Raw genomic sequence first — 24044 nt, forward strand, 5'->3', positions numbered from 1 at the left:
CACCCGTACCACCACCACGACCGCTTCCGGCGGGTCGCGCGGTGGCTGTGGGTGCCTGAGCTAGACACTTCACAGATTCAACCCAAGGCCCCGCCAGGAATGGACGGGGCCTTTTTGTTGCTCCGCCCGCTGGCAATCACAAGGAGTAACACCATGGCTGATGCCCTGCTGATCATCGACATGCAAACCGGCCTGTACGATGGTCCGGAAAAGCCCTTCGAGCGCGAACGCGTACTCGCCACACTCAACCAACTGATCGGACGCGCGCGCGCTGCCGGCGCACCGATCTTCGTGGCCCGCCACACCGGCCCGGCAGGTTCGCCGATTGAAGCCGGTAGCCCGCTCTGGCAGCTGTGGCCTGCGCTGCAGGTGGACGAATCCCGCGACCACCTGTTCAACAAGACCCGCCCTAGCTGCTTCCTCGGCACGGAGTTGGAGCAGCAGTTGAGAGCGGCACAGGTCAAGGAGCTGGTGATTGCCGGCATGAAAACCCAGTTCTGCATCGACACCACCTGCCGGGTCGCCGTGGAACTGGGTTTTTCCGTGGTACTGCCAGAAGACGGCCATACCTGCATGGACACACCGGCGCTGAAGGCCGAGGCAATTATCGAACATCACAATGCGACCCTGGCCGGAGCGTTTGTGAAGCTCACAAGCGCCGACGAGATCCGCTTTTGAGCGATCAAATCCGGCATACTCCTCCCCTCAAACCCTTCAGGAAGAGCCTTCCGATGACCGCCACTGTTCTGGTCCTGGTTGAAACCATCAACGAATACCTGCCCATCATCGAGAGCAATGACTTTCATGTGATCCTGGCACCGACACCCGCCGAACGCGCCGAAGCCATCAAGGCTCATGGCAGCCAGATCAAGGCGGTGCTGACCCGTGGCCCGCTGGGCTTGTACGCCGAGGAAATCGCCGCCCTGCCCCTGCTGGAGATCATCTGCGTGATTGGCGCCGGCTACGAGCACGTCGACCTGCAGGCCGCCAGCAACCGTGGGATCGTTGTCACCAACGGCGCCGGGGTGAATGCACCGTCGGTGGCCGATCACGCCATGGCGTTGCTGCTGGCGCTGGTGCGCGGCATCCCGCAGACCGACGCCGCCGTGCGCCGCAGTGAATGGCCCAAGGTGATGCGCCCCTCGCTGGGCGGCAAGCAACTGGGCATCCTCGGGCTGGGCGCCGTGGGCCTGGAGATCGCCAAGCGTGCGTCCCTGGGCTTCGGCATGGAGGTGAGTTATCACAACCGCCAGCCACGCGACGATGTGGACTACACCTACTGCGCAACCGCCGTGGAGCTGGCGCGCACCTCGGACTTCCTGGTCCTGGCCACACCCGGCGGCGCCAGTACCCGTCACCTGATCGATCGCCACGCCCTGGATGCCCTGGGGCCGAATGGCTACCTGGTCAACATCGGCCGTGGCAGCGTGGTGGTGACCGCCGACCTGGTGGCCGCCCTGGAGCAACGCCGTATCGGGGGGGCCGCGCTGGATGTGTTCGACGACGAGCCCAAGGTGCCCGACGCGCTGAAGAAGCTCAGCAATACCGTGCTCACCTCCCACGTGGCCGGCCTGTCGCCGGAAGCCGCCCATGACACCGTGCAGCGCGTCGCCGACAACCTGGTGGAATACTTCGCCGGCCGTCCGGTACTCACGCCGGTTGCCCTGCCGACGCCCAATAAATGACCGATCAGGCACGCTGATCATCATCCAACACGCTAACCTATTAAGCCGCCCCGACCTTGTCGCTGGGCGGCTGTGCGCATTAGATTAGGAAATAGTCCGAGGCCTTTAGAATAAGCAGAAGGGATAAGCATGGCGCTGAACGACCAATCGACCCAGATTCGCCCAGGTGAAGAACTTGATGCCAGCCTGATCGATCCCTACCTCAAGGCCCATATTCCGGGCCTGACCGGCACGCCCGCGATCAGCCAGTTTCCCGGTGGCGCGTCCAACCTGACCTACCTGCTGGAATACCCGGGCCAGGAATTCGTACTGCGTCGCCCGCCCTTTGGCCACAAGGCCAAGTCGGCCCACGACATGGGCCGCGAATACCGCATTCTCAACCAGCTCAAAGACGGCTTCCCCTATTGCCCCAAGGCCTACGTGCATTGCACCGACGAGTCGGTGATCGGTGCCGAGTTCTATGTGATGGAGCGCGTCAACGGGATCATCCTGCGCTCCGACCTGCCGGCCGAGCTGGGCCTGGACGCCGCCAAGACCGAGGCGTTGTGCAAAAGCTTCATCGATAAGTTCGTCGAACTGCACCAGGTGGACTACAGCGCCTGCGGCCTGGCCGACCTGGGCAAGCCGGAAGGCTACGTGGAACGCCAGATCCGTGGCTGGAGCGATCGCTACGAAAAAGCCCGGACCCCCGACGCGCCGAGCTGGGAAGCCGTACGCGCGTGGCTCAACGACAAGATGCCGGCCGACCACCCGACGTCGAGCATCGTGCACAACGACTACCGCTTCGATAACGTGATCCTCGACCCGCACAACCCGATGCAGATCATCGGCGTGCTGGACTGGGAGCTCACCACCCTCGGCGACCCGCTGATGGACCTGGGCAACACCCTCGCCTACTGGATCGAAGCGGCGGACCCGGCGCCGGTGCAACTGATGCGTCGCCAGCCGAGCAACGCGCCCGGCATGCTCACCCGCCGTGAGTTCGTCGATTATTACGCCGAGCGCTCGGGTATCCAGATCGACAATTTCGACTTCTACTACACCTACGGCCTGTTCCGCCTGGCCGGCATCGTGCAGCAGATCTACTACCGCTTCTTCCATGGCCAGACCCAGGACAAACGCTTTGCGCAGTTCATTCACATGAACAAGCTGCTCGAGCAGATGAGCCTGAACGTCATCGGCAAATCCGCGCTCTGATCGCCTATAACAAGGAACTCTCATGTCCAAGACCAACCTGTTCGACCTCGACGGCAAGATCGCTTTTGTCTCCGGTGCCAGCCGTGGCATCGGTGAGGCCATCGCCAAGTTGCTGGCCCAGCAAGGCGCCCACGTGATCGTTTCCAGCCGCAAGCTGGACGGCTGCCAGCACGTCGCCGATGCAATCATCGCCGACGGCGGCAAAGCCACCGCCGTGGCCTGCCATATCGGTGAAATGGAACAGATCACCCAGGTGTTCGCCGGTATCCGCGAGCAGTTCGGGCGCCTGGATATCCTGGTCAACAACGCAGCGACCAACCCGCAATTCTGCAACGTACTGGACACCGATCTCGGTGCGTTCCAGAAGACCGTTGACGTGAACATCCGCGGCTACTTCTTCATGTCGGTGGAAGCCGGCAAGCTGATGCGCGAAAACGGTGGCGGCAGCATCATCAACGTGGCGTCGATCAACGGGATTTCCCCGGGCGTGTTCCAGGGTATCTACTCGGTGACCAAGGCCGCCGTGATCAACATGACCAAGGTGTTCGCCAAGGAATGCGCGGCGTTCGGCATTCGCTGCAACGCCCTGCTGCCAGGCCTGACCGACACCAAGTTCGCCTCGGCACTGGTAAAGAACGACTCGATCCTGAAAATGGCCCTGGCACAGATCCCGCTCAAGCGCGTGGCCGATCCGAGCGAGATGGCCGGCGCGGTGCTGTTCCTGGCCAGCGATGCGTCCAGCTACACTACCGGCGTGTCGCTGAATGTGGACGGTGGTTTCCTGTCCTGACAACGCCTACAAGGGCGAAGCATTCGGCGGTTGTTGCCGAAAGCTCACTGCCAGGCGGTTCCAGCCACTGATGCCGGACACCGCCATGGTCAGGTCCACCAGTTCCTCCTCGCTGAATTCCGCGCGCACTGCCGTGAAGAGTTCGTCCGAAACGATCGAGGTCGGCAGCGTCGCCACCGACTCGCTCCAGGCCAGTGCGGCCTTCTCCCGCGCCGTGAAGAACGGCGAATCGCGCCACACGCACAACGCGAACAGACGCCGCTCGGTTTCGCCACGCTGAAGCGCCGCCATCGAATGCATGTCGGTGCAGAACCCGCAGTGGTTGAGTTGCGAAACGCGGATCTTGATCAGGTCGAGCAGCGCCCTATCGATGGACAGGCCAAAGATCGTCGCCTCCAGCATCAGCATGCCCTTGAGCGCTTGCGGCGACGCGGTGTAGTAATCCAGGCGAGGTTCCATAGGGTGTTTCTCTGACGGCGAATGCAATGAACGTCCAGCCTAGAGTCCACAAGGCGTGAGCCCTATAGCCAATCCGCCGGTTTATGCAGAGACCATTTTGAGCCTGTTCCACAGGCGCGTAATCTGGGCGCAGATTGAATGCCCCGGGATGAGACATGGAACTGCACGTTGTAATCAATGGCCGCAAGGACCTGGCCGAACAGCTCTACCAACAGTTGCGCGAAGCCATCGGTTCCGGGCGCCTGGCCGCCGGCGCGCAACTGCCGCCCAGCCGCTTGCTCGCCGAGCAGTTGGGTGTGTCGCGCAAGACCGTGTCGGATACCTACGCCACCCTGACCTACGAGGGATTACTGGTCGGCAAGACCGGCCGTGGCACCTTCGTCAACGCCCGAGCGCCACAGACCGAACGCCTGCAAGCCGCCACCGACCTGGCCTGTGCCGCCAACCTGGCGACCTGGCAAGCACTGCCCTCGCCCATGCGCCATCCGACCCGCGACGGCACGTTGCGCTACGAATTTATCGGCGGCGCCACCAGCCGTCACCAGTTCCCCCAGGATGAATGGCGCCGTTGCGTCCAGGATGCGCTGCGGCGCATCGCCCAGAACAGCGGGTTCTACAGCCAGCCCGAAGGCTTGCCCGCGCTGCGTAATGCCATTGCCGGGCATATCGCGTTTTCCCGTGGGGTCAAATGCCGCGACAGCGATATCGTCGTCACCAACGGTGCGCAGCAGGCCCTGGACCTGATCGCCCGCGTGGTGCTGGAACCGGGCAGCATTGTCGCGATGGAAGACCCTGGCTACAGCCCTGCGCGCCAGCTGTTCGTGGCGATGGGCGCTCACGTCGCCAGTGTGCCGGTGGATGCAGAGGGCATTCAGGTCGAGCAGATTCCCGACGGCACGCGGCTGATCTACGTAACGCCCTCCCACCAATTCCCCCTTGGCATGCCCATGAGCGTGCCGCGCCGTGAAGCCTTGCTCGCGCGGGCGTTCGAGCTGGGAGCGATCATTATCGAGGACGACTACGACAGCGAATTCCGCTACGAAGGCCGGCCTACCGACTCGCTGCAAAGCATGGACACCCGTGGCGTGGTCACCTATGTCGGCACCTTCTCGAAAACCCTGCTGCCGGAGTTACGCCTGGGCTATGCGGTGCTGCCACCGGCGATTTACGGTGCGGTGCTCAAGGCCAAGCAATTGACCGACCAGCACAGCTCGACACTGCCGCAATGGGCCTTGGCCAAGTTCATCAGTGAAGGCTACCTGCTCAAGCATATTCGCCGCTGCCACACGGTGTACGCCGGGCGCCGTGAACGCATCCTGCAGCGCCTGGCCGGGGACCTGTCGCCGTGGCTTGAAGGCGTGCCAACCGTGGCCGGGTTCCATATGGCCGCGTTGTGCAAGGTGCCGGTGAATATCCCGCTGTTGATCGAGTTGTCGCGCCAGGTCGAAGTGGGGTTGTACCCCCTGGATGTGTTCTTCCACGACGCACCGGTTCGCCCAGGCCTGATCATCGGCTTTGGCGCCATCGAAACCCTGGACATCGACCCGGCGCTGGACAAGGTCCGCGATATCCTCCAGCAGATTGGCTAGCGGATTTTCAGCTGGATTGGTCATTGGTCACCCAGGCACGGCGGCGTAGGGTGAAACGGTCTCGAATTACTAGGAAACTTCGCCATGAAACGACTGCTCGCCGCCTCCCTGATGCTCGCCTCACTCAGCGCCTTTGCCCACGAACCGGTTTACAACCAGGAGTCGATCAAAGTGCTTCAAGAGCATGCCTTGACCAATGTCCCCGGCAAGAAAACCATCATGCTCACCGTCGATTACGCCCCTGGCCAGGCCACCGTGCCCCACAGCCACACGGGCACCGCCATGGCCTACGTGCTGGAAGGCGCGATCACGTCGCGGGTGAATGATGAGAAAGCGAAAACCTACCAAGTGGGCGAATCGTTCTACGAACCAGCCGGTTCGCGGCACTTTGAATCGAGCAATGCCAGCCAGACAAAACCGGCCAAGTTACTGGTGGTGATGGTGCTGGATGACAAGGCGGAAGTGCTTACTCCCCTGCCAAAATAACCAACCCTTGCCGGCGATCACGGTGGTTCAGCCGACACATCTGTGCCTGATAGACCGCTATCGCCGGCAAGCCGGCTCCAGGTTCAAGCAAGTAGCGTCAGTGACTCAGGGGCGTTTGAACTGGCCGCGCAGGTTTTCGATCTGCTCGCGACACGCGCAACCCTCAAGATGATCATTGACCATCCCCATCGCCTGCATCAACGCATACATCGTGGTCGGGCCCACGAACGTCCAGCCGCGTTTCTTCAAGGCTTTGGACAAACGCACCGAGGCCGGTGAAGTCGGATTGCCCGTCCAATAAGCCAGGTCCACCACTGCCGGGCGCTCATCATCACCAGGCTCAAACGCCCACAACCAGCGCGCCAGCGAACCTGTCTCATCCACCAGCGCACACGCCCGGCGCGCATTATTGATCGTGGAGACGATCTTGGCCCGATTGCGCACGATGCCTGGGTCCTGCATCAGCCGCTCGATATCCGCTTCGCCATACTGCGCCACCCGGCGAAAATCAAACCCTTCGAACGCCACGCGGAACTGCTCGCGCTTACGCAAAATGGTGATCCACGCCATGCCCGCCTGAAAGCCTTCAAGGCAGATCTTCTCGTACAGCTGGATATCATCCGCCACCGGCACACCCCATTCGCAGTCATGGTAACGCGGGTATTCGGGCGCGGCCGTGCGCCAACTGCAATGAGTCAGCCCAGTGTCGTCTGCGGTCAGTCCTGGTGTGTCCATCCATCACCTCATGTGCCGAGCGACGGATGATAAGCGAAAAAATTTCCACCCCGCCAACCGCTCAAGCATCGCCCTTACCGACCAACTGGTCAGACCGGGACCTGTCAACCGCCAAATAATTGCTTGTGATTTCAAAAATACCGGGCGTAGACTGGCCCCGCACTGGACTTACCGGTATGACCACAACAATTAAGCCCTGGAATCACCAGGGCACCGAATAGAGATCCCTCCCATGCTCAGATGGTGCTCGCGTTCGATTTTCCTGCAAGTCGTGATTGGCCTGATGCTAGGCATCGTCTGCGGCCTGGCCCTTCCCGAATTCTCCTCGCAACTCAAACCCCTGGGTGACGGCTTTATCAAGCTGATCAAAATGCTGATCGGCCTGATCGTGTTCTGTGTGGTGGTCAGCGGCATCTCCGGCGCCGGCGACTTGAAGAAAGTCGGGCGCATCGGCCTCAAGTCGGTGATCTACTTTGAGGTCCTGACCACCGTCGCGCTGGTGATCGGCCTGGTCATGGCCTTCAGCACCGGGATCGGCACCGGCGCCAATATCCACTTGGAGCAGTTGTCGTCCGCAGGCCTGAATGAACTGGCCGACAAGGGCCAGCATCTGCGCGGTACCAGCCAGTTCCTGATGGACCTGATCCCCAACTCGGTGATCGGCGCGTTTGCCGACAACAACGTGCTGCAAGTGCTGCTGTTTTCGGTGCTGTTCGGCAGCGCGCTGAACCTGGTGGGCGAAGCGGCCTCGGGCATCTCGCGCCTGATCAACGAACTGAGCCACATCATCTTCCGCATCATGGGCATGATCGTGCGCCTGGCGCCCATCGGTGTGTTCGGTGCGATCGCCTTCACCACCAGCACCTACGGGCTGGATTCCCTGCAGCACTTGGGCAGCCTGGTGGGCCTGTTCTACCTGACCTGCTTTGCCTTTGTCGGGCTGATCCTCGGGCTGGTGATGCGCCTGTCCGGCCTGCGTATGCTGCCGTTGCTCAAATACCTGCGCGAAGAGCTGCTGATCGTGATGGGCACCGCCTCCTCCGACGCCGTGCTGCCACAGATCATGCGTAAACTCGAGCACCTGGGCATTGGCAGCTCCACCGTGGGCCTGGTGATTCCAACGGGGTATTCGTTCAACCTCGACGGTTTCTCCATCTACCTGACCCTGGCCATCGTGTTCATCGCCAACGCCACCGGTACGCCGCTGTCGATGACCGACCTGCTGACCATCCTGCTGGTGTCGCTGATCACCTCCAAGGGCGCCCACGGGATACCTGGTTCGGCCTTGGTGATCCTCGCGGCGACACTCACGGCGATCCCGGCAATTCCGGTGGTGGGCCTGGTGCTGGTTTTGGCGGTGGATTGGTTCATGGGCATCGGCCGCGCATTGACTAACCTGATCGGCAATTGCGTCGCCACAGTGGCCATCGCCCGCTGGGAAAAAGACATCGACATCCAGCGCGCCAACAAGGTGCTGGACGGCCAGCAAGGGTATGCCTTCCAGGCGAAGAAACCGGTACTGCCGGCGCACCAGGAGTTCTGATCCCGTACACCGCCTGTAGGAGCTGGCTTGCCAGCGATGGGGCCCTTGAGTCCGCCATCGCCGGCAAGCTGGCTCCTACAAATGTAATGCATAGCTAGGGAGCCATCGACGTGATCAGCACCTCAACCGTCGTCAATTCAGTGGTAGAAAAACTCCGCGCCGCCCTGGCGCGTGGTCAGTGGCGCCGGGGTGAAATGCTCCCCGGTCAACGCGAACTGGCCGAACAGATGGGCATCAGCCGCCCCAGCCTGCGTGAAGCGGTGATCGTGCTGGAAACCCTCGGCCTGGTGCGTTCCATGCCCGGCAAAGGCGTGGTGGTGCTGGAGACCAGCGTCAGCGAACCGCAGTCCAGCGACGCGGTGGCCGACGCCAGCCTGGAAGATATCCTGCAACTGCGCTACACCCTTGAACCGTTCATTGTCGGCCTGGTGGCCCAGTCCATCAGCAGCAAGGAAGTCGGCCAGTTGCGCCTGACCTTGATGGACATGCGCGAAGCCCTGGACGCCGGCGACGCCGAAGCCGGGATGAACGCCTACATCGGCTTTCACGAAGAGCTGTTCGCCCTCACCTCCAACCCGATCTTCCAGAACGTGGTGCAACAGACCAGCAATGCGCTCAAGCAAAGCGCCCAAGTGCTGCGCAACTCCCCCGAGCACCTGGCCGAACGCCTGCAGGAAAACGAAGCCGTGGTGCGCGCCATCCGCAACAAGAACAGCGCCCTGGCCAGTGCCGAGATGCGCCGGCACATCCTGCAGGAAGGCCTGCGCATGGGCATTCGCTTGAACATCCCGGACGACCATCTGGGCAGCTGATTTTTTTGGAGACAGGCCATGACCGCTCACGCGCTGCAACGCGACTCTATCCTGCCGGCCCTGCGCCTGGTCGCCGGCAGAAAGCCTTCGGTGGACGACATCTACCCACGGTTGTTCGATGCCATCCTCGAGCAACGTATCGCGCCCTCCAGCCGTTTTACCGAAGAAGGCCTGGGCGAGACCTTTGGCGTGAGCCGTAGCGTGATCCGCCGCGTATTGGCCAAGCTGTCCCATCAGCAAGTGATCATCCTGCGCCCCAACCAGCGCGCCCAGGTGGCAGCGCCGAATGCGCAGCAAACTCGGCAGATTCTGGAAGCGCGAAGGATGACCGAAATCACCGTGGTGCAACTGGCCTGCGCCCAGGCGACATCCGCGCAGATCCACCAATTGCGCGAGCTGATTGCACGAGAGCGTGATTGCATCGAGCGCGATCAGCGTGGGCCGGCGATTCGCCTGTCCGGGGAATTCCATCTGCAACTGGCCGCCATGGCGGGTAATGCGCCCCTGGCACAGTTTCTCAACAGCCTGGTGCCGCTGACGTCGTTGATCATCGCCCAATACGAGGCAAAGGCCTGCACGTATTGCGCGTGGCAGGAGCATGCAGCGATTGTGGAGGCGGTGGAGCGGCGTGACTCAACGACCGCGGTGAACCTCATGATGCAGCACTTGGATCATCTGGAAAGCAAACTGGTAAAACACCACTGCACCTGAGTGAATGAAGATCAAAATGTGCCCTTCAGTGTTTGATAAATAGAGTTCCAACAAAAAGCCCCCGCATCTGACGATGCGGGGGCTTTTGTTTTACCGAGGGATCACGCCGGTTGCAGCACCGACTGACCGCTCAATGCCAGGTCCAGCAGCTCACGGTTGGCCACCGCGTACATGGCGTAGTCCGTGCCGACCGCAGCACGAATTTCCACCATCATCGCGACCCAACGATCGGCCATGTCCTTGTGCTGCTCAAGCCACAGGGCCACGCGGGCTTCCATGTCTTGTGGCGCATCGGCCATTTGCAGGACGGAGATGGTGATCGCGCGCTGCTGCCAGTCCACGTCGTCGCGGAAGGCTTCGCGGGCCTGGGCCTGCCAGTTGTTGGCCACCGGCAGGTCGCTGATCTGCTGCAGGTACCATGGCAGGTCCAGGGCGCTGCCGACGGCGAAGTAGGCCTTGGCCACTTCGGCGGCGTCATGCCCGGTCACGTCAGCGGCTTCGATGATCGGCAGCAAGGTGTACAGGTGGGTAGTCCCTGCAACCATGCGCGCCAACAGTTCCGGTACGCCAGCTTCGGTGTAGGCCTGGTAGCGGGTCTGCCAGCCTTCGCGGGTCGGGCCTTCCAGCAGTTCGTCGAGCTTGAGGCCCAACGCCGCCAGGTGCGGACCGAAGTGCGCGGTGTCACGGCCAGCGTCCTGCTCGTTGCGACGGCTGCGCAGGAACCAGCGCGTGGCGCGACGGCCCAAACGCATCAGCTCATCCATCAGCTCCAGTTGCACGTCGGCGGAGACCTGGTGGTCCAGGGCTTCGATCTGACGGAACCAGTGCGGGAGGTGGAAGATGTCACGCACGATCACATACGCGCCAGCCACGTTCGCCGGGCTCATGCCGGTCGACTCCTTGAGTCGCTGCACGAAGGTGATGCCCATGTGGTTGACCAGGTCGTTGGCGATCTGGGTGCTGACGATCTCGCGCTTCAGACGGTGACGACGCATGGCCTCGGAGAACTTGGCCACCAGGCTCGGCGGGAACGCGGTCTCCATGTCACGGGTCAGGTACTCGTCATCCGGCACCAGCGACTTGAGCAGCGCTTCCTTGAGGTCGATCTTGCTGTACGAGATCAGTACCGACAGTTCCGGACGGGTCAGGCCCTTGCCATTCGCGGCGCGCTCGGTGAGCTGCTCCTCGGTCGGCAGGTACTCGATGGCGCGGTCCAGCTTGCCACGGCCTTCCAGGTCGCTCATCAGGCGCTTGTACTCGGCGGCACGCTCGTAGGCACGGCGCGCAGCCAGGGACAGGGCCTGGGTCTGCTTGTAGTTGTTGCCCAACACCAGGCTGCCGACTTCGTCGGTCATGCTCGCCAGCAACTGGTTGCGTTGCTTGTCGGTCATGTCACCGGCCTGCACCACTTCGTTGAGCAGGATCTTGATGTTCACTTCGTGGTCGGAGCAGTCCACGCCACCGGCGTTGTCGATGAAGTCGGTGTTGGAACCGCCGCCATTGAGGCCGAATTCCACACGACCCAGCTGGGTCATGCCGAGGTTACCGCCCTCGCCCACGACCTTGCAGCGCAGCTCGTTGCCGTTCACACGCAACGCGTCGTTGGCCTTGTCGCCTACATCGGCGTGGCTTTCGCTGCTGGCCTTGACGTAGGTACCGATACCGCCGTTCCACAACAGGTCCACCGGTGCCTTGAGCAAGGCGTTCAGCAGTTCGGTCGGGGTCAGCTTGTCGGCGGAAATGTCGAAGCGTTCCTTCATCTGTGGCGAGATGGCAATGCTCTTCGCGCTGCGCGAGAAGATACCGCCGCCTTCGGACATGATGCTGGTGTCGTAGTCGGTCCAGGCCGAACGCGGCAGCTCGAACATGCGCTGGCGCTCGACGAAGCTGGTGGCCGGGTTCGGGTTTGGATCGATGAAAATATGCAGATGGTTAAAGGCCGCGACCAGTTGCAGCTTGTCGGACATCAACAGGCCGTTACCGAACACGTCACCGGCCATGTCGCCGACGCCCACCACCGTGATGCTGTCTTCCTGCACATTGATGCCGCGTTCACGGAAGTGACGCTGCACACCGACCCACGCGCCCTTGGCGGTGATGCCCATTTTCTTGTGGTCGTAACCGGCGGAACCACCGGAAGCGAACGCGTCGCCCAGCCAGAAGCCGTAGTCGATGGCGATACCGTTGGCGATGTCGGAGAAGGTCGCAGTGCCCTTGTCCGCCGCGACGACCAGGTACGGGTCATCGTCGTCATGACGCACGACGTTGGCCGGCGGCACCAGGGCGCCGTCTTTCAGGTTGTCGGTGATGTCCAGCAGACCGGAAATGAAGATGCGGTAGCAGGCGATACCCTCGGCCGCGATCTCGTCCCGGCTGCCGCCCAGTGGCAGGCGACGCGGCAGGAAGCCGCCCTTCGCACCGACTGGCACGATGACCGAGTTCTTCACTTGCTGGGCTTTTACCAGGCCGAGCACTTCGGTACGGAAGTCTTCTTCACGGTCGGACCAGCGCAGGCCGCCGCGCGCGACGTTGCCAAAGCGCAGGTGCACGCCTTCGACGCGTGGCGAGTAGACGAAGATCTCGAACTTCGGCACTGGCTTGGGCAGCTCTGGAATCGCACGTGGGTCGAACTTGAAGCTGAAGTACGACTTGTTCTGGCCGTTGGCGTCGGTCTGGTAGAAGTTGGTACGCAGGGTGGCCTTGATCAGGTCCAGGTAGCGACGCAGGATGCGGTCTTCGTTGAGCACCTGAACGTCGTCCAGGGCGGTGAGGATCGCTTGCTCCAGGCGTTGCTGCTTGTCTTCCAGGTCGTCGGCGGTGAGCTTGCGCGCCAGGTAGAAGCGGGTCTTGAACAACCGGGTCAGTTCGCGGGCGATGTCGGTGTGGTTGTTCAGGGTGCTGGCGATGTAACCCAGGTCGAAACCCAGGCGAATCTGCTTCAGGTAACGCGCGTAGGCACGCAACAGCGCGACGTCGCGCCATGGCAGGCCCGCGGTGAGCACCAGGCGGTTGAACGCATCGTTCTCGGCATCGCCGTGGACGATGTGCACGAACGCGTCCTGCAAGGTGTCGTTGAGCTGCTGGATATCCAGGTTCACGCCTTCGGCGGCGATGAACGCGAAGTCATGGATCCAGAACTCACGGCCATTGGCGTGACGCAGACGGTACGGGAACTCGCCCAGTACGCGCAGGCCGAGGTTTTCCAGGATCGGCAACACGTCGGACAGCGCCAGCGGGGTGTCAGCGTGGTAAAGCTTGCAGTGCAGCTCGCGCTGGCCGGAGACCTGGCCCAGCGGCTGGTAGAAGCTCATCACCAGCGGGTTGGCTTCGGTGAGGCTCAGCAAGTGCTGCATGTCGACCACAGCCGAATGCGCGGCAAAACGCTCGCGGTAGCCGGCCGGGAAGCCTTTCGGGAAATCGGCCAGCACGTTGGTGCCATGGGCTTCGCCGAAGCTTTCGACGACGAGGCTGGAGTAATCGTCCTGCCAGCTGCGGCAGGCCTGAACCACTTCTTTTTCCAGCTGCAGCGGGTCGATGTCGATACGGTTTTTCGGGTCCACGCGCAGGATCAACTGCACACGGGCCAGCACGGACTCGGAGAAGAAGGTCCAGAACTCGCAGTCCGAGGCCTTCAGGCGATCCATCAGCACTTGCTGGATCTTCTGGCGCACTTCGGTGGAATAGATGTCGCGTGGCACGTAGGCCAGGCAGTAGCAGAAACGACCGTACGGGTCTTTGCGCAGGAACACGCGGATCTTGTTGCGCTCCTGGATCTGCACGATCGACATCACGGTGCTGAACAGCTCGTCGACCGGGGTCTGGAACAGGTCATCACGGGGCAGCACTTCAACGACCTGGGCCAGCTCCTTGCCCAGGTGAGCCTTGGGCTGGAAGCCGGAACGGCGTTCGATTTCCGCGACCTTGCGGCGGATGTACGGAATCACCCGCACGCTTTCGCCATACACCGAGGAGGTGTACAGGCCCATGAAACGGTGTTCCTTGATGACCTTGCCGTCGGCGTCGATCTCACGGATCGACACATAATCCGGGTAGGCCGGGCGGTGTACGCGGCTTGGGTGCGCCGCCTTGGCAAACGACAGCACGGTCGGCTCACGCAGGTAGGCAACGGCATAGTCTTCGATGCGCAGGTCATCGGCGGTGAGGCCGGCGCGCAGCAGCTTGGTCAGACCGAGGAAGGAATCGGCGTCATATTCGATATGACCGCCGTCCGCCTCGTCACGTACCACGAATTCTTCATAGCCGAGGAAGGTGAAGTGGTTGCCCACCAGCCATTCCAGGAAGTTCTTGATCTCGGCTTTTTCTTCGCCATCGATAACGAACTGGCTGGCGTCGATACCGGCCAGCAGGTCCTGGACCTTGGCTTTCATCGGTTCGAAATCGGCCACGGCCACGCGCACTTCGCCCAGTACCTGCTCAAGCTCTTTGCTCAGCACGTTCAGTTCGGCGGCGTTGGCGCAGCGGTCGATTTCCAGGTACATCAGCGATTCTTGCTGGATGCCTTCGCCCTGGGTGCCTTTGGGCAGGATTTCCAGCAGTTCGCCCTTGGCGCCACGACGTACGCTGAGCACGGTGGTCTGCAGGGTGTGGATGCTGTAGCCACGGCGGTTCAGCTCGGTGCGTACCGAGTCCACCAGGAATGGCAGGTCGTGGTGCAGCACTTCGACCGCGGTGTGGGTCGACTGCCAGCCATGACGTTCGTAATCGGGGTTGTAGACCCGCACTTGCGGTTGGGTGTGATCAAAGCGCTCAAGCAGGCGCCACGCAGAGAGGGTGCAACCGGCCAGGTCGGAAAGGCGACGCTGGGTCAGTTCGTCCAGGGAAATGATGCCGAAGAATTGTTCAGCGAACAGCGCCACTTGTGGCAGTGCCTGTTCACTGATGTGCTGCGCCAGTGCCGCTTGCAGTTGATGCTGGAAGTCGGCCTTGCTGGCTGCGGTGAAGAACGCCATCTGTGGTACTCCGCTTGGGCTTGTTATTGATGGAAGCGTCGCGTGTTATCCCCTTGCGGGGAGACCGTCAGCGCTGTTCGCTGGTTACGATTTAAGCACCATAAACGAATCAGGGTGACAGGTGGGTGAAGCTGGACAAGACAATGAGGTCACATACAACTTCCATAAGATGCGCACCTTGCCGGGTGACGGTACGACGGGCAGGTCAGGCGCCTGGCACATGCACATCCGTTGCGCAGCTTAACGAGTGTAGGAAGACAGCTGCTTGCGACGCTGCGACATATTCGGTCATCGGTAAGCAGGCTCGGGGTTGCGACTTGGGCAACCCGGATTGGACGGCAGAAAAACCGGCTATTTTCCAGGCATCGAGTACCGAAAATGACTGGTATTGCTCGTCAGGTCATGCACGGGGTCTGACACAGGATGCAGCACAAAATTCGCTGCAATGGCACAATTGCCTGGCTTCGCCCTCCCCCAGACAGGATTTCCCATGCTGCAACTGCAAACCGACGCATTGATGGCCACCCCGTGCGATGACGAAGAAGACAACATGGCCATGCTCTGCTGCCACGGCAAGAACGGCGAGATGTTCATGCTGACCCGTTACCCGGATGAAGACGAAGTCGAACTGACCTGGGACTACGAGCCGTCGACCCTGGACGGGCTGAAAGTCACTCTGGGCGCCACGACCCTGCTGGTTGAACTGGCCGCGGGCGATGCCGATGCCTTGGGCGGCAAGGACCAGTTGGAGATCACCCACGCCACAGCCGCTTCCGACCTGGACGAGGTTGAAGCGACCTTGCAGAACATTCTCAACGGTACCGGCACCTTCACCCGGATTTAAACCGCACCAACGATCAAATGTGGGAGCTGGCTTGCCTGCGATGCGGGCGACTCGGTCTATCAGTCGGACCAGAGCGATGCCATCGCAGGCAAGCCAGCTCCCACAGTAACGGTGTTCGCAACAGAAAGTACGCGTGCCTCTGTTTGTGCGTTACACACAAAAATCCTACAAGTATTGCCAAAAATACCCGTTACTCCGTTAGTCGCCACCCCCCTCGATGCATTAAAGTAGACGGCCCAGGCCCTGGCATTTCTCACGACGCCCCGGCTCATCTCTCCAGGAACCGTCATCGATGGAACATCGTGAAGCGCTGCTTGCGCTGCGAACCTTTCTTTCTACGCAGATTCTCGGCCAGGAAAAGCTCATCGATCGCCTGCTGATCGCGCTGCTCGCCGACGGCCATATGCTGGTGGAAGGCGCGCCGGGCCTGGCCAAGACCAAGGCCATCAAAGAGCTGGCCGAAGGCATCGAAGCGCAGTTCCATCGTATCCAGTTCACCCCCGACCTGTTGCCCGCCGACATCACCGGCACCGAGATCTATCGTCCGGAAACCGGCAGCTTCGTGTTCCAACAAGGGCCGATCTTCCACAACCTGGTGCTGGCGGACGAAATCAACCGCGCCCCGGCCAAGGTGCAGTCGGCCCTGCTGGAGGCCATGGCCGAGCGCCAGGTCAGCGTCGGGCGCAGCACCTACGACCTGTCGCCGCTGTTCCTGGTGATGGCCACGCAAAACCCCATCGAGCAGGAAGGCACCTACCCGCTGCCCGAAGCCCAGCTCGACCGCTTCCTGATGCACGTCAAGATCGGCTTCCCAGATGCCGCCGTCGAGCGGCGCATCCTGCAACAAGCCCGTGGCGAAGCGCTCAATGGCGAAACCAAGCCGGAACGCCGCGTCAGCCAGCAGGCGATCTTTGCCGCGCGCAAGGAGATCCTCGGCCTGTACATGGCCGATGCCGTGGAGGAATACCTGGTGCAACTGGTCATGGCCACACGCACCCCGGCCAAGTTCGACCCGGAAATGGCCGAGTGGATCGCCTACGGCGCCAGCCCACGCGGTTCCATCGCCCTCGACCGTTGCGCGCGTGCCCACGCCTGGCTGGCCGGTCGCGACTTCGTCAGCCCGGAAGATATCCAGGCGGTGCTGTTCGACGTGCTGCGCCATCGCATCATCCTGTCGTTCGAGGCCGAAGCCGCCGGCATTGACCAGGACCGTGTGGTGCAACGCATTCTCGACGTCGTTGCCGTCGCTTGAACCCCATGAATGCCAGCGATGGGATCCGCGTCACGCTCAGCGAATTGATCGAGATGCGCCACCGCGTGCGCGAAGTGCAGCTGTTTTCCACGCCGAGCCAGCGCAGCCCGCTGATCGGCCTGCACCACTCCAAGCTGCGCGGGCGCGGTGTCGACTTCGACCAGGTGCGCGTGTACCAGGCTGGCGATGACGTGCGCACCATCGACTGGCGCGTGACGGCGCGCACCCAGGAACCGCATACCAAGCTGTTCCATGAAGAACGCGAGCGGCCGATTTTCATCATGGTGGAACAAAGCTGCCGGCTGTTTTTCGGCTCCGGGCAGATGTTCAAGTCGGTGCTCGCAGCACAGGCGGCCAGCCTCATCGGCTGGGCCGCGCTAGGGCACAACGACCGGGTCGGCGGGCTGGTGTTCGGCGACAACGAGCACTATGAAATCAAGCCGCGTCGCAGCAAACAAAGCCTGTTGCAGTTGCTCAACCGCCTGGTGCGCGTCAACCAGAGCCTGAGCACCGAAAGCCGTCCCGAAGCCGACGCACTCGGCATGGCCCTGCGCCGTGGTCGCGAAGTGTTGCGACCTGGCAGCCTGGTGATCGTGATCTGCGATGAACGCGCGCTGACCGAAGGTGCCGAGCAACAGCTGAGCCTGCTGTCGCGGCATTGCGACTTGCTGCTGTTGCCGATCTCCGACCCGCTGGACCACGCCCTGCCCGCTGCCGGGCTGCTGCGTTTTGCGGAACGCGGTGCACAGCTGGAACTGGACACGCTCAACTTCGACTTGCGCCAGGCCTACAAGGCCCAGGCCGAAGCGCGCATTGCGCGCTGGGAACTGCTCGCGCAGAAACTGCGGGTGCTGCTGATGCCCTTGAGCACCCAGAGCGAAATGGTCGAGCAACTGCGCGAATACCTCAACCCGCAACGCCCGGTTAAAAAACAATGAGCAGCCTCGACCAATTGCAGCCGCTGATCGCCCCGCCCGCCATCGGTTTCTGGCCACCTGCGCCGGGTTGGTGGCTGTTATTGCTGGTGATTCCGCTGCTTGGCTGGGGCCTGTGGTGGCTGCGGCGTTTCCTGCCGACCCGTCGCCCCATCGCCCGTGCCGAACAACCGCTGGACCCGTTGCGTATCGCCGCCCTGGCGGAACTGGCGCTGATGCCCAAGCCTTACGACGGCGCCCCGGCCGGCGCCTGGCTGCAGCAACTCAATGGCCTGCTCAAGCGCCTGTGTCGCAATGACTATCCCTACAGCCAGAGCCACACCCTCAACGGCCGCAAATGGCTGGCCTTCCTCGACAACCGCTGCCCGGCCGCCGGCCTCACACGCTGGATGGTGCTGGTGGAAGGCGCGTACAAACCCGAATGCAAACTCGACGACAAGGCCATCGCCGGCCTGACCCAGGCCGTCGACACCTGGATTCGCAAACATGTTTGAGTTCGCCTGGCCGTGGATCTTCGCCCTGTTGCCATTGCCCTGGTTGATGCGTCTTGTGCTGCCCGCAGCCGACAGCGGCGAGCCGGCGCTGAAGGTCAGCTACCTCAGCGACCTCGAAGGTCTCGCCCGCCGCCGCGCCCGCGTCAACCTGCCGGGTTGGCGCCAGCAAGCGCCGTTCGTGGTGCTGTGGTTGCTGCTGTTGACCGCCGCCGCGCGCCCGGAATGGCTCGGCGAGCCGCTGCCAATCGCCGCCAGCGGCCGTGATTTGCTGGTGGCGGTGGACGTGTCCGGCTCCATGGATTTCCCCGATATGAACTGGCAGGACGAAGACGTGAGTCGCTTGAGCCTGGTCAAACACCTGCTCGGCGATTTCCTTGAAGGTCGCGAAGGTGACCGTGTCGGCCTGATCCTGTTCGGCAGCCAGGCCTACCTGCAAGCGCCGCTGACCTTCGACCGCCGCACCGTGCGTACCTGGCTGGACGAAGCGCGCATCGGCATCGCCGGCAAGAACACCGCGATTGGCGACGCCATCGGCCTGGCCCTGAAACGCCTGCGCCAGCGTCCGGCCCAGAGCCGCGTGCTGATCCTGGTCACTGACGGCGCCAACAATGCCGGGCAGATCGACCCGCTGACCGCGGCGCGCCTGGCTGCCGAAGAAGGCGTGAAAATCTACCCGATCGGCATCGGCGCCGACCCGGAACAGACGGGTTCCCTGGGCATCCTCGGCGTCAACCCGAGCCTGGACCTCGACGAGCCGGCGCTCAAGGCCATCGCCGAAGCCACCGGCGGCCAGTACTTCCGCGCCCGTGATGGCGAAGAACTGCAAGCGATCAAAGAGACACTCGACAAGCTCGAACCCGTCGAGCAACAACCCACCCAGGCGCGCCCGGCCCTGGCGCTGTACAGCGCGCCACTGGCCCTGGCGTTGGTGCTGAGCATGTTGCTGGTGATCCAAGAGCGCTGGCCGAACAACGCCTTGCAGCGGCTGTTCGATAAATTGACGAGCAAGGGCATTTTCCTGCAGCAACACCCGGAATGGCGCCAGCGCCTCAAGCGCCTGCGTTTGCGGAGGCGTCGATGATCGACCTGTGGCCGCACTGGTTCCGTCCCTGGTGGTTATTGCTGTTGCCGTTGCTCGGCTGGTTGCTGTGGCACCTGTGGCACCGGCAAAAGCGCGCCGGGCGCTGGCAGATGATCCTGCCGCCGGCCTTCCATGCCGTGCTGCTCAGTGGTGGCAACGGCCGCGAGAGCAAATCGCCGTGGGTGCTGCTGGGCCTCGCCTGGCTACTGGCGGTACTGGCGTTGCTCGGCCCCAGTTGGCAGCGGGTCGAACAGTCCAGCCAGAAGCCTTCCGACCCTTTAGTGGTGCTGCTGGAACTGACCCCGGAAATGCTCGCCACCGACAGCCCGCCCAACCGCCTGGAACAGGCGCGGCGCAAGCTGTATGACCTGTTGCAGGCACGCACCGATGCGCAGACCGCCATCGTCGTGTACGCCGGCAGCGCCCACACGCTGGTGCCGCTGTCGGACGACCTGGCCACCAGCCGCAACCTGCTGGAAGCCTTGCGCCCGTCGATCATGCCCGAGTCAGGCCATCGCGCCGACCTCGCTGTCGAGAAAGCCGTGGGCCTGCTCAAGCAAGGCGGTCTCGGCCAGGGACGCCTGCTGCTGATTGGTTCCTCGCTGTCCAAACAGGAACGCCAGGGCATTCGCCTGTTGCTGCAAAGTGGCCAGGCGCCGACCTTGTCGATCCTCGGCATCGGCAGCCGCGAGGGCACCCCGGTGACCCAGGAAAGCGGCGAGTTCCTCAAGGACGAGCAAGGCGCGATCCTGGTGCCACGCCTGGACAGCCCGACGCTCAAGGCCTTCGCCAGCGAAATGGGCGGCAGCTACCGCGCTGCGCGCCTGGACGACAAGGACCTGCGCCAGCTCGGCGTACTGGACCCGCCACAAACCCTGCGCAACGACGGCCAGTTGCTGCACCTCGACACCTGGGCCGACCAGGGTTACTGGCTGCTCCTGCCATTGTTGCTGCTGGCCGCCTGCGCCGGACGGCGTGGCTGGTTGTTCTGCCTGCCGCTGTTGCTGTTGAGTGCACCGCAACCCAGCTACGCCTTCGGCCTGCAGGACCTGTGGCTGCGTCCGGATCAGCAAGGCCAATATCTGTTGAAGAAAAAACGCCCCGCCGAAGCCGCCGAACACTTCGAAGACCCGCAATGGCAAGGCGTGGCGCTGTACGAAGCCGGCAATTATGCCGAGGCCATCAAGCGTTTCGCCGAGGGCAATGACGCCTACTCCCACTACAATCGGGGTAATGCGCTGGCCAGATCCGGAGAGCTTGAAGCGGCCATCGATGCCTACGAACAGGCCCTTGAAGCCCAGCCCGACCTGCAACCGGCATTGAAAAACAAAGCGCTGGTGGAAACCCTGATGCAGGAACAGGCCCAGCCGGAGCCGACCAAACCGGCAAAAAACGAGGATGACGAAACCACCCAACCCGGCCAAACTGCGCAACCGGGTACCAGTGGGCAAAACGCCACGGGTGGTGAGCAGTCCTCCCAAGACCAGGGCGAAGCCGGCACCGGCGACACCCAGGCCGGTAACACGCCACAAAGCGCGGGCAATGAAGTACCGGGCAGCGAACTGGTCGACGAACACACCACCACCCCGCCGCTGCGCCCCAGCGACGCCAGCCTCGACGGTGAACATCGCCAGGCCCTGGAGCAATGGCTGCGGGAGATCCCGGATAACCCCGGTGAACTGCTGCGCCGCAAATTCTGGTACGAACAGCAACAACATCAGGACAAGACTCGATGAGCCGCCGCACCCCCCTACTGCTCCTGCTCGCCTTGTCGGCAGGCCACGCCCAGGCGGCGAACCTGACCGCCAGCGTCGACCGCAGCCGCCTCAACTCCGGGGAAACGGTGGAACTGACGGTGGAATCCAGCGATGTCACCCAGTTCGGCAAGCCGGACCTGGCGCCCCTGGATGCGCAGTTCGAAGTCAGCGGCACCCGGCAGATCAACCAGCTCACCACGTTGGGCGGCGATAACCACGCCACCACACGCTGGATCATCACGCTGCTGCCCAAGGAAAACGGCACGGTGGTCATCCCGCCCCTGCAAGTGGGCGAGTACAAAACCCAGCCGATCAGCCTGCAAGTGGTGGAAACCGCCAGCCAGAACACTGCCGCCGAGCTCGCGCCGGTGTTCGTCGAGGCCAACCTCGACCAGACCAGCGTCTACGTCCAGGCCCAGGCGCTGTTGACCGTGCGCGTGTACCACTCGGTGTCGCTGTATGACGACAGCAGCCTCACGCCCTTGCAGATTGCCGATGCCCGCGTGGAGCAACTGGGCGAATCGCGCACTTATGAGAAGGTCATCAACAGCATCCGCCATGGCGTGATCGAAACCCGCTACGCGATTTACCCGCAGCACAGTGGCACTCTGGCAATCCCGGCGCAGACCTTCAGCGCCACCCTGGTGGAATCGCGCCCGCCCCAGGAAAACACCCTGCAAGGCACCAAGCCCGGCAAGTTGATCCACGTGAGCTCTGCAGAGCTGCCGCTGGTGGTCAAGCCCAAGCCTGCGTTGTATCCGGCCGATACGCCCTGGTTGCCAGCACGCAGCCTGACCCTGAGCGAAAACTGGAACCCTGAACCCGAGCATGTGCAGGTCGGCGATTCCCTGACCCGCAGCCTCACGGTCAAGGCCGAAGGCCTGTCCAGCGCGCAATTGCCAGCCTTGCCCAGCACCGACATCAACGGCCTGCGCCGCTACCCGGACCAGCCGGTGCTCGGCAACCAGAGCAGCGACCGCGGCCTGATCGGCAGCCGAGAAGACCGCGAAGCCCTGGTACCCACCCGTGCCGGCGCCCTGGAACTGCCCGCCGTGGAAGTGGTGTGGTGGAACACCCACGAAGACCACCTGGAGCGCACCAGCTTGCCGGCGCGCACCCTGCAAGTGGCGACCAACCCGAGCCTGGTGGTCGACACACCCGCCACGCCAACCATCATCACCGCCCCCGACGACAACCACCTGTGGCTATGGCAACTCAGCACCCTGTTGCTCGCCTGCACCACCTTGCTGGGCTTTGGCCTCTGGTGGCGTGCACGTCGGCAGCCCGCCGTGCAACGCGCGGCACAAACCGGCCCGAGCCCGCGCACGCTGCTCGACGACCTCAAGCGCGCCACCCAGGCCAATGACCCTCAGGCCACCCGCCAGGCCCTCGACGCCTGGGCCCGCCAACAACCGGAAACGCTCGCCGATATGGCGGCGCGGTTCGTGCCACTGTTGGATGCATTGGATGGGTTGAACGGCGCGCTCTACAGCGAGAGCGGGCATTTCTGGTTGGGCGAAGACCTCTGGCGTGCGGTCAAGGCCATCCCGACCGCTGAGCGCGAACTGGACCCTGCAACGGATACCACCAGTTTGCCGCCCTTATACCCCAAGTAACATTAACCACTCCTTAAGATAAAACATAAGAGGTCGATAGAGCGATGTAGCCTTCTTTTAATGGAGATTATCCAATGGCCATTACCTTGAATGTTTCATACGCACCTTTAAGTAAGCAGACCGATGCTTACACCATTAAAAATCCGAACCAAGTGACTAATGCATTTACGATTACCGAAGCCTCCGAGGCAGCGGATGCGTTGAGGCTTAGCAGTCAGGAAAAGATCAGCCAGCTGAAAGCGTTCTTGAAAGATTATGATATGACGTCAATCAGTACTGACGAGCTCAAGGTCGTTGGCAGCAGACTTTATGATGAGGGAATGATCAGTCGACGCGCTTTCGGAATGTTTATCTCTGGCGACGGCGCCTCTGACGCCAAGGGGTTTCAAACAACCACCCATGTAAAGTTTAATGCCATCGCTTTATTCAACGAAAAACTGGAAGACACTAAGGCTCATTTTAAAAGCGAACCAATGCTGGCCAGGCAAGACGGCGCCATGGACCACTTGCAAGGCATGGTAAGTGCGAATAAAGCTGTTGCGGCAATGGCCTATTTCGTGCGGTCTGCCAATAGTGACTTATCAATAAATGAGCAAGCGTAACTTTGGTTTTAAGGGCGGCGCACCGGGGTAGCCCCCGACGCGCCGCTTGCTGGCTCACCTAACGTACCTCACCGAACCTGAATTTGGGCTGCTGTGCAGCCCCGCGCGAGGCAAGCCTGCGGCGTCATGTCATGCATTGTTAAAGGCCAGCAAGCCATATCCCTTTAATTTGCAGGAAGTTTCCTAGACAATCCCACGGCCTTGCGCCTGCTCACTTCACTGGCTAGCCTTCGCTCCGTCGCTGCACATCAGCGATCGGGTGTGAGATCCCGTGAACTTGTAGGCGCCACGAGCAACATGCTCTATGGCAGCTGTGTGCGGGCAGACTTCGGTCTGGCCGGGTGCTCCTACTAATCCGGTATCTCACCCCGCACATAGCTGCCACCTTTTGACGTGTGAGATCGGCAAAAGAATGGCTCCAAACCCAGTAGGTACTTCACTCATGAACAAAATCGTCCCCGACCCACCCCGCGAAATGTTCGTATG

Annotated in this window: 20 protein-coding genes; 17 read left to right on the forward strand and 3 right to left on the reverse strand. The window is 62.2% G+C overall.

What is annotated here, in order from left to right:
• The first annotated feature begins 153 nt into the window (after positions 1–153).
• The 4 genes from BM70_RS0120710 to BM70_RS0120725 all read left to right on the forward strand — a co-directional run bounded on the left by BM70_RS0120710 (position 154) and on the right by BM70_RS0120725 (position 3672).
• A complete protein-coding gene (locus BM70_RS0120710; protein WP_025857766.1) occupies positions 154–678 on the forward strand; it encodes a cysteine hydrolase family protein in 525 nt (174 codons plus the stop codon).
• 53 nt (positions 679–731) lie between these two features.
• Complete coding sequence (locus tag BM70_RS0120715; protein ID WP_025857767.1) at positions 732–1685, forward strand: 2-hydroxyacid dehydrogenase; 954 nt, start codon at positions 732–734, stop codon at positions 1683–1685.
• 129 nt (positions 1686–1814) lie between these two features.
• Positions 1815–2882: a phosphotransferase family protein gene (locus tag BM70_RS0120720; RefSeq protein ID WP_025857768.1), complete on the forward strand. Its 1068-nt coding sequence runs from the start codon at positions 1815–1817 to the stop codon at positions 2880–2882.
• 22 nt (positions 2883–2904) lie between these two features.
• A complete protein-coding gene (locus BM70_RS0120725) occupies positions 2905–3672 on the forward strand; it encodes an SDR family oxidoreductase (RefSeq protein ID WP_025857769.1) in 768 nt (255 codons plus the stop codon).
• 6 nt (positions 3673–3678) lie between these two features.
• Here the strand turns inward: BM70_RS0120725 and BM70_RS0120730 are convergent, their stop codons facing one another.
• Entirely contained in the window at positions 3679–4131 is a 453-nt protein-coding gene (locus BM70_RS0120730) for a carboxymuconolactone decarboxylase family protein (protein ID WP_025857770.1), read from the reverse strand.
• 155 nt (positions 4132–4286) lie between these two features.
• On the opposite strand from BM70_RS0120730, the gene BM70_RS0120735 reads away from it, so the two are divergent.
• Both BM70_RS0120735 and BM70_RS0120740 read left to right on the forward strand, forming a co-directional pair.
• Positions 4287–5720, forward strand: coding sequence for a PLP-dependent aminotransferase family protein (locus BM70_RS0120735; RefSeq protein WP_025857771.1), 1434 nt, complete (start codon positions 4287–4289; stop codon positions 5718–5720).
• An 84-nt stretch (positions 5721–5804) separates the two neighbouring features.
• A complete protein-coding gene (locus BM70_RS0120740; protein WP_025857772.1) occupies positions 5805–6206 on the forward strand; it encodes a cupin domain-containing protein in 402 nt (133 codons plus the stop codon).
• Positions 6207–6311: 105 nt separating this feature from the next.
• Here the strand turns inward: BM70_RS0120740 and BM70_RS0120745 are convergent, their stop codons facing one another.
• On the reverse strand, positions 6312–6941 hold the full coding sequence (locus tag BM70_RS0120745; RefSeq protein WP_025857773.1) for a DNA-3-methyladenine glycosylase I: 630 nt from the start codon (positions 6939–6941) through the stop codon (positions 6312–6314).
• Positions 6942–7158: 217 nt separating this feature from the next.
• Between BM70_RS0120745 and BM70_RS0120750 the strand changes: the two genes are divergently transcribed.
• From BM70_RS0120750 to BM70_RS0120760, 3 genes are all read left to right on the forward strand, one after another.
• The gene (locus tag BM70_RS0120750; RefSeq protein WP_177326573.1) at positions 7159–8484 is read left to right on the forward strand and encodes a C4-dicarboxylate transporter DctA; all 1326 of its coding nucleotides are present in this window, start codon (positions 7159–7161) and stop codon (positions 8482–8484) included.
• A gap of 110 nt (positions 8485–8594) precedes the next feature.
• The gene (locus tag BM70_RS0120755) at positions 8595–9296 is read left to right on the forward strand and encodes a FadR/GntR family transcriptional regulator (protein ID WP_012724653.1); all 702 of its coding nucleotides are present in this window, start codon (positions 8595–8597) and stop codon (positions 9294–9296) included.
• Between the two features lie 18 nt (positions 9297–9314).
• Positions 9315–10007 (forward strand): GntR family transcriptional regulator, encoded by a 693-nt coding sequence (locus BM70_RS0120760; protein WP_025857775.1) that lies wholly within the window; start codon positions 9315–9317, stop codon positions 10005–10007.
• A gap of 101 nt (positions 10008–10108) precedes the next feature.
• Here BM70_RS0120760 and BM70_RS0120765 read toward each other — a convergent pair whose 3' ends face one another.
• Positions 10109–14977, reverse strand: a complete 4869-nt coding sequence (locus BM70_RS0120765; protein WP_025857776.1) for an NAD-glutamate dehydrogenase — start codon at positions 14975–14977, stop codon at positions 10109–10111.
• A 490-nt stretch (positions 14978–15467) separates the two neighbouring features.
• Here BM70_RS0120765 and BM70_RS0120770 point away from each other — a divergent pair, with 490 nt between their 5' ends.
• The 8 genes from BM70_RS0120770 (at position 15468) to BM70_RS0120805 (ending at position 23558) form a co-directional block, all read left to right on the forward strand.
• Complete coding sequence (locus BM70_RS0120770) at positions 15468–15821, forward strand: hypothetical protein (protein WP_025857777.1); 354 nt, start codon at positions 15468–15470, stop codon at positions 15819–15821.
• 292 nt (positions 15822–16113) lie between these two features.
• Positions 16114–17073 carry a MoxR family ATPase gene (locus tag BM70_RS0120775; protein WP_003174327.1) on the forward strand — a complete coding sequence of 320 codons (960 nt, stop codon included), beginning with the start codon at positions 16114–16116 and terminating at the stop codon, positions 17071–17073.
• A 5-nt stretch (positions 17074–17078) separates the two neighbouring features.
• A complete protein-coding gene (locus BM70_RS0120780) occupies positions 17079–18011 on the forward strand; it encodes a DUF58 domain-containing protein (RefSeq protein ID WP_025857778.1) in 933 nt (310 codons plus the stop codon).
• Positions 18008–18502: a DUF4381 domain-containing protein gene (locus tag BM70_RS0120785; protein ID WP_025857779.1), complete on the forward strand. Its 495-nt coding sequence runs from the start codon at positions 18008–18010 to the stop codon at positions 18500–18502. Before BM70_RS0120780 ends, BM70_RS0120785 begins: the two co-directional genes overlap by 4 nt.
• The gene (locus BM70_RS0120790; RefSeq protein ID WP_025857780.1) at positions 18495–19583 is read left to right on the forward strand and encodes a VWA domain-containing protein; all 1089 of its coding nucleotides are present in this window, start codon (positions 18495–18497) and stop codon (positions 19581–19583) included. The genes BM70_RS0120785 and BM70_RS0120790 overlap by 8 nt, the downstream gene beginning before the upstream one ends.
• Complete coding sequence (locus BM70_RS0120795) at positions 19580–21319, forward strand: tetratricopeptide repeat protein (protein ID WP_025857781.1); 1740 nt, start codon at positions 19580–19582, stop codon at positions 21317–21319. Before BM70_RS0120790 ends, BM70_RS0120795 begins: the two co-directional genes overlap by 4 nt.
• The gene (locus tag BM70_RS0120800) at positions 21316–22956 is read left to right on the forward strand and encodes a BatD family protein (RefSeq protein WP_025857782.1); all 1641 of its coding nucleotides are present in this window, start codon (positions 21316–21318) and stop codon (positions 22954–22956) included. The genes BM70_RS0120795 and BM70_RS0120800 overlap by 4 nt, the downstream gene beginning before the upstream one ends.
• Before the next feature lie 74 nt (positions 22957–23030).
• Positions 23031–23558 (forward strand): hypothetical protein, encoded by a 528-nt coding sequence (locus BM70_RS0120805; protein ID WP_025857783.1) that lies wholly within the window; start codon positions 23031–23033, stop codon positions 23556–23558.
• The last annotated feature ends 486 nt before the right edge of the window (positions 23559–24044 follow it).

Source organism: Pseudomonas sp. CHM02, from assembly GCF_000612585.1.
Taxonomy (GTDB): Bacteria; Pseudomonadota; Gammaproteobacteria; order Pseudomonadales; family Pseudomonadaceae; genus Aquipseudomonas.